Source organism: Betaproteobacteria bacterium, from assembly GCA_009693245.1.
GTDB lineage: Bacteria > Pseudomonadota > Gammaproteobacteria > Burkholderiales > SHXO01 > SHXO01.
Genome location: SHXO01000035.1, coordinates 15824 through 29402 on the forward strand (window position 1 = coordinate 15824; position 13579 = coordinate 29402).

Consider the following 13579-nt stretch of genomic DNA (forward strand, 5'->3'; position numbering starts at 1 on the left):
GGAGAAAAGCATGGAGTCCACTATCACGATAACGAGGGCCGAAGCGCGGGCAAGGGCGATAGAACATACGGTCGCAAAAGTGCGTGAAATCGAGCGCATGCAAGGCGTAAATCCGCAGGCCTTGCAGCAGATCAAGGCGGAGCTTATAGCGCTGGCGGCGTGTGTGGACATTTTCCCATTGGAAGATTTTCCCTCGCCGCAAAACGGAAGCGGAAAACCTTCGTGCCTATACCGGCTATCCGAAGACGAAGACCACCGTTTCGCTCTTTACGCCAACTCCACCCACCAGCGCTATGTCACGGCCCCCCACAATCACTCCACCTGGGCGGTCATCGTGGGTGTGCACGGCGAGGAACCCAATAGGTTTTACCGGCGAACGGAAGATGGCGGAGTGGAAGAAGCCGGTGGTGAAATCGTAAGGCACGGTACCGGTGTCACTTTCATGCCCAGCGATCTGCATTCCCTGGATATCAAGGGCGAAGCGCCCATGCTCAACTTCCACATGTACGGACTCGCCTTGGAGCAATTGCACTTGCGCCAGTACTACACGGCGCGCGAGCACGTGTGGCGGCATTATCCTGCCCATAGCGATATTCGCGAGGCCCGCCACGGACGATGAGCGAAGAGCTAACGCCCGCCCAGCTTAAAGCCGCACTGGGCGATGGCCAAGAACTGGCCTTGGTGGACGTGCGAGAACAAGGCGTTTATTTCCATGGGCATCTGCTGTTTGCCGCTTGTATTCCGCTGAGTCATCTGGAAATGCGTGTCGCGGACTCGATTCCGTGGCGGGCCACGCGCATCGTGTTGTGCGACGCAGGCGGTGAGGATCTCGCGCGGCGGGCGGCGCGAATACTTTCCCGCTTCGGATACAGCGATGTTCGCGTGCTGGCGGGTGGTGTCGCCGCTTGGAAAGCGGCCGGTTACGAAGTGTTCTCCGGTGTTAATGTGGTGAGCAAAGCCTTCGGCGAGTACGTCGAGCATCGCCACGGCACTCCGCACATAAGCGCGGAGGATTTGGCGCGTAAGGTGGCCGGCGGGGAAGACTTGGTCATCCTCGACAGCCGCCCCCTGGAGGAATTCAGAAATCTCAGTATTCCCGGCGGGGTGGATTGCCCCGGCGCGGAACTGGTTCACAGGGTGTTCGATGCGGCGCCTAACCCGGACACGCTTGTGGTGGTGAATTGCGCTGGGCGCACGCGCAGCATCATCGGTGCGCAATCGCTCATCAACGCCGGTATTCCCAACAAAGTGATGGCGCTCAAGAACGGTACGATGGGCTGGGAACTCGCGGGCTTCCAAGTAGCGCGCGGGCAAACGGCTCATGCCCCGGCGCCGACCCCGGCGGGGAGTGCCAAAGCAAGCTCGGCGGCGGCGAGTGTGAAGTCCAGATTTGGCGTGCGCGCAATCCGCGTGGAGCAGCTACGGCAACGGGAACGAGAGCCGTGCACTGTATATGTATTGGATGTTCGCACCGCCGCGGAATACGAGGCGGGCCATCTCCCGGGAAGCCGCCACGCCCCTGGGGGACAGCTCGTGCAGGCCACCGACGAGTATGCGGTCACGCGACACGCGCGCATTTTTCTGGTGGATGACACCGGAGTGCGCGCCATCATGACGGCATCCTGGTTGCTGCAAATGGGCTGGAAAGAGGTCTATGTGCTCGAGGACGGCCTCTCGCAACCCTTGGAGTACGGCGCGGCGAAGGCGAATTTCTTGGATTTCGCCGTGACAACTTCCGTTTCGGCGAATGTGCTCAAGGCCGCGCTCGATAGCGGCGGCAGTGCAGCGATACTCGATCTTGGCACGAGCTTGCAGTACCGCAAACAACATATTCCCGGCGCCTACTGGGGAATACGCTCGCGGCTCACGCAAGCGCTAGCGAAGCTTGAATCGCCACGCGAGCTATTCATCACCTCGCCCGATGGCGTGTTAGCCCACTATGCCGCGCGCGACATCGCTGCATTGAAGCCAGAGATTTCCGTGCGTGTACTCGAAGGCGGCACGCGGGCATGGACCGGCGCCGGCTATCCCGTGGCAAGCGGGCCTGAAAAGTTTGCCTGCGAACCCAACGACATTTGGTACAAACCCTATGAGCAAGCCGGCGGCGTGCGCAAGGCCATGGAGGACTACCTCGCTTGGGAGATAAATCTCATGCCACGGATCGAGCGCGACGGCGATGCCAAGTTTTATTCACCCTTCCAATAAGTTTGAACGATGCTTGAACTCCTCGCCGACCCGCAGATTTGGATTGCCTTCTTTACGCTCACGGGTCTCGAACTCGTCCTGGGGATCGACAACATCGTTTTCATATCGATCCTGGTCGATAAATTACCTAGGGAGAGCCAGGAGCGCGCGCGCAAGATCGGTTTATTCTTCGCCATGTTCATGCGCATCGGATTGCTGCTTCTCCTGGCGTGGATCGTTGGACTTACGACCCCGATTTTCTCGGTCGCGCAGAACGATTTTTCCGGCCGGGATCTCATATTGATTAGCGGTGGGTTGTTCTTGCTCTGGAAAAGCACGAAAGAGATTCACCAGCTTCTTGAAGGCGAATCAGGAGAGGCGTCCGTGGCCGTCAAGGCGGTATTCTCGGCGGTGATCTTGCAGATCATGGTCATAGACCTCGTATTCTCGCTCGATTCCATCATCACCGCCGTCGGCATGGTGGATGAAATCGAAGTGATGATCGCCGCCGTGATGGCTTCCGTGGGACTCATGATGTTGTTCGCGGCGAGTATCGGCCGCTTCGTCTCCTCGCATCCCACCATCAAGATGCTTGCTCTTGCCTTCTTGCTCGTGATCGGCGTGGTGCTTGTCGCGGACGGCTTCGCTTATCACGTGCCCAAGGGTTACGTCTATTTCGCCATGGCTTTCGCGCTAGGCGTGGAAGTCCTCAACATTCGCTTGCGTAAGCACGCGGCGCGTCCCGTGGAATTACACGAACGTTATAGGCGAGGCGGGGAGCCTGCTAAGGGAGCTAAAGAGTAATCTCCGCCACCACGGGCGCATGATCGGAAGGACGCTCATTGGCGCGCATTTCACGGTCGATGGTGCATCCCGCGCATTGCCGGGCCAACTCCTCGCTCAACAATACATGATCGATGCGCAGGCCGAGATTGCGCTTGAACCCATTCATGCGGTAGTCCCACCACGAATAGGATTTTTCAGGCTGCTCGAATAGCCGGAAGCTATCCTTGAGCCCAAGGGATTGGAGTTCGCGAAACGCGCCGCGTTCGGGCTCGCTGCACAAGACTTGGCCCTTCCAGGCCACCGGGTCGTATACGTCGCGGTCTTCGGGGGCGATGTTGTAGTCGCCCAGTACCGCAAGCTTCGGGTACCCCGCGGCCTCGCGCGCAATCCAGTCATTGAACGCGCGTAACCATCCAAGCTTGTAGGTGTACTTGTGGGACGTGATGCTCTCGCCATTGGGAATATAGGCGCACACCACGCGCACGCCTTCCACCGTTACCGCCAGCACGCGTTTTTGTTCATCCGCGAATTCGGGGATGCCCGCCGTTACGTCCGTGATGCCGTGCTTACTCAAGATGGCGACGCCGTTATAGGCCTTCTGGCCACGGAAAACGACTTCATATCCAGCGTCCCGGATGTCATCCGCGGGAAAATTCTGGTCTTCGCACTTGGTTTCCTGCAAGCAAACGATACTAGGCGCGCGAACCGCAAGCCAGTCCAGCAATTGCGGCAGGCGAACCTTGAGGGAGTTGACGTTCCAGGTAGCGAGTTTCATGGTGGCCTTGGCTTGGCCACCATTCTAGCCCGGCTTATTTCTTCGCCAGGGCCGCCGCGGGTGCGGAAGGTTCCGCGGCACGTTTTGCCGCGACATTCAACGGCAGGGCGGTAGTCTTGGGGTAGCCCGCGATATCGAGCGCGCCATGCCAGGCATTCGGCATGAAGCCCTTTATGACGTTCTTCCCTACCAGCAGAACAGGAACTTCCAGTTGTGCTCCGGTCAGGGCCGAGAGTTTCTTTTGAACTTGCTCGCCCTTCGCGTTCTTCTCCGCGAAGGGGACCCCGCGTTTTTCCAGTAGTTGCGCGGCATTCGTGCATGCGGGGCCGCAGTCCGTGGTGAACAACGTCACCGGATGATCGCGCATGGCGGTCTGTAAAGCGAAGTGGAGTTGCTGGCTTCCCGGGCGGTCAACGAAGCGCTTTTGTTCGACACTGGCTGCCGTGGGGGGCGGTTGCAAATCGCTGTACGTCACGGCGCCATTTTCGTCCACCCAGCGATACAACTCCGCACCGTTTGCCGGGAGCGTTATGAGAGTCAGGAGTGTGATCCAGGTTTTCATTGGTGCCTCGTAATTGCGCTGAAGGCCACATCAAGCAACCGCTATGCCGCTGTGGCGAAGGAGCGCGTCGATCTTGGGTTCTCGTCCCCGGAAGGCGACAAAGGAGTCTAGCGCCGGTCGGCTTCCGCCGACCCCCAGCACCTCTTGCCAGAAGCGCCGGCCCGCATCCGGGTTGAGAACACCTTGTTCCTCGAACAGGCTATAGGCATCGGCGGAAAGTACTTCCGCCCACTTGTAGCTGTAGTAACCCGCCGCGTAACCCCCAGCGAAGATATGGGAGAAGGAGTGAGGAAAGCGGTTATAGGCGGGTGGAAAAATCACCGCGACTTGCTGGCGGGTTTCTTCGATTAGCTGGAGAGCCGTCCCGGCGGGATCGAAGTCGTAATGCAGCCGCATGTCGAACAAGGAAAACTCCAGTTGCCGAACGAACTGCAATCCGCTCTGGAAGTTCTTGGCGGCCAGCATTTTCTCGAACAACTCCCTGGGCAGCGCCGCGCCGGTCTGCGCATGGGAAGTCATGTTGGCCAAGACGTCCCACTCCCAACAGAAGTTTTCCATGAATTGGCTGGGTAGTTCGACCGCATCCCATTCCACGCCGTTGATTCCGGACACTCCCCGGTAATCGACTTGAGTCAGCAAGTGGTGCAATCCATGGCCAAACTCGTGAAACAAGGTGGTGACCTCGTCGTGGGTGAACAAGGCGGGCTGGCCTTCAAGGGGCGCGGCGAAATTGCAAGTGAGATAAGCCACGGGGATCTGCACTCCACCGGCCAGCTTGCGCCGGGTGATGGCATCGTCCATCCATGCCCCGCCGCGCTTGGAGGGGCGGGCGTATAGATCCAGGAAAAACTGGCCCAGGGCATTCCCTGCCGGCGAGCGGATCTCGAAGAACTTCACGTCAGGGTGCCAGGTAGCACTGTGCCCCGGCACGATGATGACGCCGAAAAGCGTTTGCACGACACGGAACAACCCCTCCAACACCTTCGGTTCCGGGAAGTAACGTTTGACCTCTTGCTCCGAGAAGCTGTACCGCCGCTCGCGAAGACATTCAGAAGCGAACCCCACATCCCAGGTTTCCAGACGATCGATACCAAGTTCCTCGCGCGCAAACGCTTTCAGTTCGGCCAAGTCCTTTTGTGCATAAGGCTTCACTCGTTGCGCGAGGTCTTCCAGAAACTCGAGAACCTGGGCGGGCGAGCGCGCCATCTTCGGGGCCAGGGAAAGTTCCGCGTAATTCTTGAACCCCAGCATTTGCGCGCTCTCCCGGCGCAACTGGACGATTTCTCGAATGAGGGCGCTGTTGTCCCAATCGGACTTACCGAATTCGGAGGCGCGCGTCACGTAAGATCGGTACAACTCCTCCCGCAATGGGCGGTGAGTGGCGTACTGCATGACCGGCAAGTAGCACGGCGCGTGCAGTGTGAGTTTCCAGCCGGGGGAATCGGATTGCTTGAGGGACTGTTTGATGTCCTCCGGTACGCCGTCCAGCTCTTTTTCATCCGTGACGACTCGCGAATAAGCGTTGGTCGCATCCAACAGGTTGTCGCTGAAGCGCGAGGAGATTTGGCCAAGTTTTTCCTTGAGCGCCTTGAATTGCGTTTTTTTGTCCGCGGGCAATTCGGCCCCGCTCAACCGGAAGTCACGCAGTTCATTGCCTATGATGCGCTGTTGCGCGGGCGACAGTTGTGCGAATCCGGCGGATTCGCGCAGGGCCTTGAGCTTCGCGAATATCAGCTCGTTCTGGCTTAGTTCGGTGAAGTAGGCCGTGATCTTGGGTAAGTTGCCGTTGTAGGCTTCGCGCAGCTCCGGGGTGTTCATCACCGCGTTGAGATGCCCCACCTGGCCCCAGGCGCGCGATAGGCGCTCGTTGGCCTCGTCCAGCGGGGCGATGAAGTTATCCCAAGCGGGCGCCTCGGTCATGCGCGCCAATTCGGCGATCAGGGTCCGGTTCTCCTGGAGAAGATCGTCCACGGCGGGGGTGACATGTTCCGCTTTGATACTAGCGAAACGCGGTAGGCCCGAAAAATCGAGTAAAGGGTTCATGGGGATTCATGCGGAAGAGTGTTCGTAGACCAAGCGGCCGCTCACCACGGTGTAGCGTACCTGCCCAGGTAGCACGCGGCCGGCAAAGGGGGTGTTGCGGCCCTGGCTGATAAAACGCGACGGGGTCACCGCCTCGCTGTGAGAGGGGTCGAACACACAAAGGTTCGCGGGCAGGCCCACTTGCAACCGGCCAGTGTCCAAGCCCAGGACCCGGGCCGGCTCGACGGTGATGCGCGCCAGGGCGTCCTTCAATGCAATGCCAGTTTCCTGCGCCCATTTCAGCGTCAAGGGAAGTAGCAGTTCCAGCCCCGTGGCCCCCGCTTGCGCTTCGCCGAAGGGGATCTGTTTGCCATCGTCATCCACGGGCGTGTGGTCTGAACAGATGGCGTCGATGGTGCCATCGGCCAGTCCGGCGCGTAGGGCCTCGCGGTCGCTTAGAGTTCGCAATGGCGGGATCAGGTAACAGTTGGTATCGAAGTACCCGATATCGAGCTCACTCAAATGAATATGGGTAGCCGCCACGTCGCAGGTGACGCTGAGCCCGTCGACCTTCGCCCGGCGGATCATGTTCACACTGTCAGCGCAGGAAATTCTGCCAATGTGCACGCGGGCGCCGGCTTCTCGCGCCAACAGCAAGATGGCGGCCAAGGCGACGGTTTCGGCGCTGGCTGGGATGGAAGGAAGTCCGAGCCGGGTAGCAACTTCCCCGTCGTGTGCAATGCCGCCTCGTGAAAGAGACTCGTCCTGGGGCTGCAACCACACTCCCAGCGCGAAGGTGGACGCGTACTGCAGGGCATGCAGTAGAACCAGTTTGTCATCCAGCGGGTAATTGGCCTGCCCGAAGGCGATGCAACCAGCCTCGCGCAGCTCCGCCATTTCCGTGAGCCGCACGCCCTTTAGCCCTTGCGTCAGCGCGCCGATGGGCAGCACTTCCGCGAGGTTGAGACGGCGTGCGCGGGCCTTGAGCATGTCGACCAGCCCCGGTTCGTCCAGGGGCGGATCCGTATCCGGGGGGCACACGACACTGGTGACCCCTCCCGCGACAGCCGCTCGCAGTTCGCTTTCCAGAGTTGCCTTGTATTCGAACCCTGGCTCGCGCAAGCGGGCACACAGGTCCACGAGCCCCGGGCATACCACCAGCCCAGTGGCGTCGATCTCGCGACCGGCGGTGCAACCGGCAGGAGGTGTATCCATCGCCACCAGAACACCGCTCGCGATGAACAAGTCTCGGACTTGATCCAAACCCGTGGCGGGATCTATGACGCGGCCCTGGCGCAGGGCGATGTTGGTTTCGTTATTCATGCGCCCCTCCGCCCGCGAGCAAACTCATCACCGCCATTCTCACCGCGATACCAAAGGTGACTTGCGGCAAGATAACGGACTGGGCGCCATCCGCCACGGCGGAATCGATTTCCACGCCGCGGTTCATGGGGCCAGGATGCATCACGATGGCGTCGGGCCTGGCCTGGGCGAGCTTTTCTGGGGTGAGGCCGTAGTGTTTGAAGAACTCCTGCGCGCTCGGTAGCAGGGCGCCGTTCATACGCTCGTTCTGGAGGCGCAGCATGATGACGACGTCGGCATCGCGTAATCCCCCAGCCATGTCGTTGAACACGCGCACGCCCATGGATTCCGCCTGCCGGGGAATCAACGTGCGCGGGCCTATGATGCGGACCTCGGCGGCCCCCAGGGTGTTCAAGGCATGAATGTCCGAGCGCGCCACCCGCGAATGCAGGACGTCGCCCACAATCGCCACGATCAGGCCAGAAAAATCGCGCTTGTAATGGCGAATGGTGAACATGTCCAGAAGCCCTTGTGTCGGATGGGCATGCCTGCCATCGCCCGCGTTGATCACGTGCACGTGGGATTGAACATGCTTGGCAATCAAGTGGGCGGCGCCACTTTGGTTGTGGCGGACGATGAACATGTCCGCGTGCATGGCGGAGAGATTGGCCACGGTATCCAGCAGGCTTTCTCCCTTGCTCTGGGAAGAGGCGGCCACATTCAAGTTGATGACATCGGCGGAAAGTCGTTTTGCCGCGATCTCGAAGGTGGTACGTGTCCGGGTGCTCGGCTCGAAGAACAGATTGAACACGGACTTTCCGCGCAGCAGAGGCACCTTCTTCACTTCCCGGTCCGTGACGGAAATGAAAGATTGGGCCGTATCCAAAATTCTCAGCAATATTTCCCTGGGCAGGCTCTCGATGGTTAACAGGTGCTTGAGCTTACCGTCGGCAGTGAGTTGCGGATTGGTCATGATTCGGTGGCTTGATATTCCAGGGTGAGCTTGCCATCGGGCGCGCGCAAGAGTTCCACCCGCTGGTTCGCGGGGATATCGAGGACAGCCCCCACCGCGTCCGCCGCGATGGGAAGCTGGCGGCCACCCCTGTCCACCAAGGCCGCAAGCCACAAGGTTCCCGGTCTGCCGTAGTCGAAGATTTCATTGATGGCGGCCCGCACGGTTCTTCCGGTGTAGAGCACGTCGTCCACCAAGAGGAGGTTACGGTTCTCGACCTTGAAGGGAATATCCGAGGGCTTGACGCCAGGGTGCAGCCCCACCCGCCCGTAGTCGTCCCGGTAGAAGGAAACGTCTATCGTACCCATCGGCACGGTCAGGCCGAGGGCTTGGTGCAAACGTTCGGCGACCCACACCCCGCCCGTTCGGATGCCGATGATTCCCAAGTCCGCATTGGCCCTATCGCGTAGTTTCTCGGCGAGGGTTGCCAGCAATGTCTCAGGATCGGGTAGCGCGGGAAGCAAGCTCAAAGAAAGTCTCCAATATCTGTTGTGCGGCCACCTGGTCCGTGCGGTGTTTTCGCGCCGGCCAGCCTGCGCCGGTTTCCCTCAACAACTCACCGGCCGAGCTGGAACTGTAAGCCTCATCGACCATCAGCGCGGGAAGCCCAAAGCGCTTGTGCGCACGCTGCGCAAAGGTCCGGCATTTCTTGGCCAATGGGTGCTCTCGCTCATCGTCGTATTTTGGCAACCCCACGACGAGCAGAACCGGCCGCCATTCCCGGACCAGGGGTTCGATCACATCCATATCGTTTAGCGGCCCTTGCAGCCCCAAGGCCGCGAGAGGATGAGCAAGCTTCACCTCCAGGTCACCTACCGCCACGCCTAAACGCTTTGTCCCCCAATCGAAGGCGAGAACGGTTCCGCGTTTGGGCGGATGCGCGAGCGCTAGGGAAATACCTGCCGCCTCATGCTCAGGCATGCCCCACGTCGTCGGAGAGATGGGCGGCGCTGATTCCCAGCAAATCCATGGCCGCCTCAAACCGCGCGCTGGGTGGTAAGTCGAACATCACCCCCAGATTCGCGGGCACGGTGAGCCAGGCGTTTTGTTTGATTTCTTGCTCCAGCTGCCCCGGCGCCCAGCCAGCATACCCGAGGAAAACCAGAAGATCCTTCGGGCCTTGGCCTTCGCCCACGGCCTGCAATATATCCCTTGAAGTCGTGAGCGCAATGTCCTCCCGCACCGCCAGCGTGGATTGCCACTCGCCCACGGGACGATGCAGCACAAAGCCCCGGTCCACTTGAACGGGACCGCCGTAATACACCGGCAGCTTCCCGCGCCGCTTATCCCGCAAGGGGATTTCTATCTGGTCGAAAAGCGATCTCAATGTCATCTCAATCGGGCGGTTCACCACCAGACCCAGCGCCCCTTGATTGTTGTGCTCGCAAATATAGGTCATGGACTTGGAAAAGTTCGGATCCGCCATGTTGGGCATGGCGATCAAGAAGTGGTGGGAGAGATTGATGGCATCCATGTTCGCCCCCATTTTAGCCTTGTGCCAAGGGCGAGGCCAGCACCAAGAGCGTGTATCACGGCCAATGGAGCATCCTTTGGTAACATCGCCGCGCTAAACCATCGAGGAATAACCTGGCTACGGAATACGAAATCGCGGCTTTTCTAGCGGAAGTGGAACGCCGGGCATATAAGCAGGCCGTCTTCGCGGTGCGAGACGAGCACACTGCATTGGATATCGTCCAGGATTCGATGCTCAGGCTGGCCGAGCGCTATAGCGCAAAACCCGCCGGGGAACTCCCGCCGCTGTTCCAGCGCATATTGCAGAACACCATTCGGGATTACTATCGGCGGCAGAAGGTGCGCTCGCTGTGGACCACCTTATTGTCTTCGCTGGCTCCGGCGGCGGCCGATCCCAACGAGGACTACGATCCCCTCGACCGCATGATCGTGCATGACGGCATGAACCGTGCTGGCACGCCCGAAGAGCAAGTTGGAAGACAGAAGGTCATGGCAGCCATCGAAATGGGAATCGAGAAACTTCCTGGCCGTCAACGCGAGGCCTTTTTGTTGCGTTACTGGGAAGAGTTAGACGTCGCGGAAACAGCCAAGGCCATGGGTTGCTCGGAGGGCAGCGTTAAAACGCATTGCTCGCGTGCGACCCATGCCCTTGCCGGGTTCCTGCGCGCCAAGGGAGTCACGTTGTGAACGAGCAAGAATTCGCGCGGAAAGTGGCGCAAAACCTGGATGAACAACTGGGCGGACTACCCCCCTCCACCTTGTATAAGCTGGAGGCCATCAGACGAGGGGCGCTAGCCCATGTTCACGCCACCACGGCGTTGGGAGGACGCTTCCCTGCCTGGAAGTGGGCGGCTCCCGCGATGCTGGTGGTGCTTGCCTTCACGGCCTATTTCCTGCGCAACGACAGTGTCTCGGACGCCTATGAACTGGAGGCCCAGATGCTTGCGGACGATCTCCCCATCCATGCATACCTTGACGAGGGCTTCGAAACTTGGCTGCAAAAAACCGCGGACGACTAGCCGCATCGATTAGCGTCGCTTGCCTCCTCGCCGCGCTCGGGGGGCCGGCCATGGCCGAAGGGCCCGAATGGGCAAGTCTGGCACCTGAGCATCAGCGGATTCTGGCTCCGCTTGCCGAGGATTGGCCCAACATCGATTTGGAGCGAAAGACCAAATGGATCGCCATCGCCAAGCGGTACCCTTCCATGAATCCCGGCCAGCAGTCGCGCCTGCAGGCGCGCATCAAGCAATGGGCTTCATTGAGCTTGAGCGAGCGTGCGCGCGTGCGAGAGCAGTACAAGAAGCTCAAGGAGTTGCAGCCCGAAAAAAGAAAAGAGATCCAACAAAAATGGCAGGAGTACGACAGCCTGACCGAAGAAGAAAAAGAGGATCTGCGGCAAAGCCCGCCCAAGAAATAGGCCTTATCCGCGCGCCCCAGCCGTGTTAACTCTAGCCAGCCGGCGAAGACGTTTTGCCAGCATGGCTTACGAAGCCATGCTGATCGCCGCGGTACTGTTCGTCTCCGGATTCCTTTTAGTGCCCATCGTTCAGTGGCTTCCCGAAGGCGGGCGTAGGGCCGTGCTACAGATGTGTTTGTTGGCGGTGGCTGGGGTCTACTGCGTTGCGTGCTGGGTGAGGGGACGCACTTTGCCCATGAAGACCTGGGGCATTCGTGTCGCCCAAAAATGGGGGGGTCCTTCACGCTACGGCTGGCCATCGCCCGCTATCTTCTGGCGGTGCCGAGCGTAGGCGTGGCCGGGGCAGGCTTGCTGTGGTCTGTCTTGGACCGGTAAAAACAGTTCTTACATGACCGGCTGGCCGGCACGCGCTTGTTCAATGCAAATTCTTCAGCGGCGCTCAAACCTTCGAATGGTTCCGATTGCGACCACGAGAAATAGCAGGGTCGGGAGTATGGCGGTGACCAAGGGGGGCCAGGCAGCTAGGAGCCCCACGTGGCTAAACAGGCGGTTGAGCAAATGAAAGCCCAAACCCAGCATGATGCCGGCTAAAATTTTTCCTCCTATGCCGCCTGCGCGCGCGTTCATGTAAGCGAAGGGTAAGGCCAGCACCATCATCACCAGCACGGCGATGGGATAAACGACCTTGGTCCATAGCGCGATCTGGTAACGCGCCGAGTCTTGGCCGTTGTTACGAAGATGCTGGATGTAGGAAAACAAAGTCCACAGCGACATGCGTTGCGGGGGCACCAGCAGCACACTCAAGATATCGGGAGTGAGCACGGAGTTCCATTTCTGATGCTCCTCGCGCCCGGCGGAGGACCGGTTGTCTCCAAACTTCGTCAGTACGACGTCCTTCAGATTCCATTGGTTGCTCCCGGCGTACACCGCCTCCTTCGCCAAGCGAATGGTGTGCAGCCGGTGGTCTTCGCCGAATTCGTAGATCTTGATTTCTTGCAGCGAGGAGTCGTGCATCACGCGGCCGACGTTCACGAAACTCAAGTTGTCCTTGACCCAAAGCCCGGATCGGAAAGACTGGGCCACCACGCTACTGGTTTGTTTGAGCCTTAGTCTTTGCGCCGCCTCCTCGCTCATGGGCGCAAGATATTCACCCACGACAAGCGTTGTCAGGGCCAGGACGATACCCACTCCGGCCAGCGAGCGGGAAACGCCGAGAATGGAAACGCCCGCCGTGCGCATGACCGCATACTCTGAATGCGTCACCAGTTGCGCGATGGCCAGCAGCGACCCAATCAGCGCGGCAACCGGCAGCAGTTCGTATAGGTGGCCCGGAAGACTGAGCACGATGAAGGTCATGGCATAGCTCAGCTTGTAACCTCCCGCGCCTATATCCTTCAGCTCGTAGATCAAATCGAAAAACCCAAACAGCATGAGCAAGGCCGCCAGCACCAACAAGATATTCCCGAGGACCAGATTGCCGATGTAGCGGCGGATGATTCTCATGGTCCGCGCCGGTAGAAGGGGCGTGGCGACAAGCGGTGATAAATCAGCGCCGCGCAAATGAGTGCCATGGCTAGGTTCAGGCCGGTGAGCCCAGCGACAAATCCAAAACGTTCCCGCTCCACCCAAGATTGGACGGCGCTCACCAGGTTGTTGTACACGAGGTAGAGCAAGGCGGCCAGAATCAAATTGAAGGAGCGGCCCGTGCGCGGGTTCACGGCGGAGAGCGGGATCGCGAAAAAGGCCAGTACGAGGGTCGACGCGGGTAGGCCGAAGCGCCATACCAGTTCCGCCATGTCTTCGCGTTTGTCGCTGCGCAGAAGCACGGGCGTGGGTTTCGATTTGTAGGAAGGGAAAAAAGCCCTGGCCTCGCCCTGCTCGATCAGAATCGAATAGCGCTCGAAGTTCACGACTTTGTAGTCCGCCTGGCCAGGGAGACCTTCGTAACGGCGGCCCTTGAGCATGACCAGATAACGGTAGCCATTTTCGTGAGTGTCCACGAAACCGCGCTGGGCGATGGTGACGCCTTGTTGCAGGTTCTCGATG

At 59.7% G+C, this 13579-nt stretch carries 16 protein-coding genes and 1 pseudogene; 7 read left to right on the forward strand and 10 right to left on the reverse strand.

The window, feature by feature from the left end:
• Positions 1-10: 10 nt before the first annotated feature.
• From EXR36_07630 to EXR36_07640, 3 genes are read left to right on the forward strand one after another with little or no spacing between them, the layout of a single operon-like run.
• Positions 11-619, forward strand: a complete 609-nt coding sequence (locus tag EXR36_07630) for a cysteine dioxygenase (GenBank protein MSQ59503.1) — start codon at positions 11-13, stop codon at positions 617-619.
• Complete coding sequence (locus EXR36_07635; GenBank protein MSQ59504.1) at positions 616-2205, forward strand: thiosulfate sulfurtransferase; 1590 nt, start codon at positions 616-618, stop codon at positions 2203-2205. The genes EXR36_07630 and EXR36_07635 overlap by 4 nt, the downstream gene beginning before the upstream one ends.
• A 9-nt stretch (positions 2206-2214) precedes the next feature.
• A complete protein-coding gene (locus EXR36_07640) occupies positions 2215-2988 on the forward strand; it encodes a TerC family protein (protein MSQ59505.1) in 774 nt (257 codons plus the stop codon).
• On the opposite strand, the gene xth is transcribed toward EXR36_07640, so the two are convergent.
• Genes xth through EXR36_07680 form a run of 8 tightly spaced genes read right to left on the reverse strand, consistent with a single transcriptional unit; the run spans position 2978 to position 10117 of the window.
• Positions 2978-3745, reverse strand: coding sequence for an exodeoxyribonuclease III (gene xth, locus EXR36_07645; GenBank protein MSQ59506.1), 768 nt, complete (start codon positions 3743-3745; stop codon positions 2978-2980). The genes EXR36_07640 and xth overlap by 11 nt on opposite strands.
• 34 nt (positions 3746-3779) lie before the next feature.
• Positions 3780-4307 carry a glutaredoxin family protein gene (locus EXR36_07650; protein ID MSQ59507.1) on the reverse strand — a complete coding sequence of 176 codons (528 nt, stop codon included), beginning with the start codon at positions 4305-4307 and terminating at the stop codon, positions 3780-3782.
• A gap of 30 nt (positions 4308-4337) precedes the next feature.
• Positions 4338-6350 (reverse strand): M3 family peptidase, encoded by a 2013-nt coding sequence (locus EXR36_07655; protein ID MSQ59508.1) that lies wholly within the window; start codon positions 6348-6350, stop codon positions 4338-4340.
• 6 nt (positions 6351-6356) lie between these two features.
• Positions 6357-7652, reverse strand: coding sequence for a dihydroorotase (locus EXR36_07660; protein MSQ59509.1), 1296 nt, complete (start codon positions 7650-7652; stop codon positions 6357-6359).
• Positions 7645-8604 (reverse strand): aspartate carbamoyltransferase catalytic subunit, encoded by a 960-nt coding sequence (locus tag EXR36_07665; protein ID MSQ59510.1) that lies wholly within the window; start codon positions 8602-8604, stop codon positions 7645-7647. Before EXR36_07665 ends, EXR36_07660 begins: the two co-directional genes overlap by 8 nt.
• On the reverse strand, positions 8601-9107 hold the full coding sequence (gene pyrR, locus EXR36_07670) for a bifunctional pyr operon transcriptional regulator/uracil phosphoribosyltransferase PyrR (protein MSQ59511.1): 507 nt from the start codon (positions 9105-9107) through the stop codon (positions 8601-8603). The genes EXR36_07665 and pyrR overlap by 4 nt, the downstream gene beginning before the upstream one ends.
• Complete coding sequence (gene ruvX / locus EXR36_07675) at positions 9082-9564, reverse strand: Holliday junction resolvase RuvX (protein MSQ59512.1); 483 nt, start codon at positions 9562-9564, stop codon at positions 9082-9084. Before ruvX ends, pyrR begins: the two co-directional genes overlap by 26 nt.
• Entirely contained in the window at positions 9557-10117 is a 561-nt protein-coding gene (locus EXR36_07680) for a YqgE/AlgH family protein (protein MSQ59513.1), read from the reverse strand. The genes ruvX and EXR36_07680 overlap by 8 nt, the downstream gene beginning before the upstream one ends.
• A 113-nt stretch (positions 10118-10230) precedes the next feature.
• Between EXR36_07680 and EXR36_07685 the strand changes: the two genes are divergently transcribed.
• The 4 genes and pseudogenes from EXR36_07685 to EXR36_07700 all read left to right on the forward strand — a co-directional run bounded on the left by EXR36_07685 (position 10231) and on the right by EXR36_07700 (position 11908).
• Positions 10231-10803, forward strand: coding sequence for an RNA polymerase sigma factor (locus tag EXR36_07685; protein ID MSQ59514.1), 573 nt, complete (start codon positions 10231-10233; stop codon positions 10801-10803).
• Entirely contained in the window at positions 10743-11135 is a 393-nt protein-coding gene (locus EXR36_07690) for a DUF3619 family protein (GenBank protein ID MSQ59515.1), read from the forward strand. Before EXR36_07685 ends, EXR36_07690 begins: the two co-directional genes overlap by 61 nt.
• 50 nt (positions 11136-11185) lie before the next feature.
• On the forward strand, positions 11186-11533 hold the full coding sequence (locus tag EXR36_07695) for a DUF3106 domain-containing protein (GenBank protein MSQ59516.1): 348 nt from the start codon (positions 11186-11188) through the stop codon (positions 11531-11533).
• A gap of 61 nt (positions 11534-11594) precedes the next feature.
• Positions 11595-11908, forward strand: a pseudogene (locus EXR36_07700) (RDD family protein).
• A 54-nt stretch (positions 11909-11962) separates the two neighbouring features.
• On the opposite strand, the gene lptG reads toward EXR36_07700, so the two are convergent.
• Together lptG and EXR36_07710 are read right to left on the reverse strand one after the other, a co-directional pair.
• Positions 11963-13036: an LPS export ABC transporter permease LptG gene (lptG, locus tag EXR36_07705; protein MSQ59517.1), complete on the reverse strand. Its 1074-nt coding sequence runs from the start codon at positions 13034-13036 to the stop codon at positions 11963-11965.
• Positions 13033-13578, reverse strand: coding sequence for an LptF/LptG family permease (locus tag EXR36_07710; GenBank protein MSQ59518.1), 546 nt, complete (start codon positions 13576-13578; stop codon positions 13033-13035). The genes lptG and EXR36_07710 overlap by 4 nt, the downstream gene beginning before the upstream one ends.
• Position 13579 lies beyond the last annotated feature (1 nt).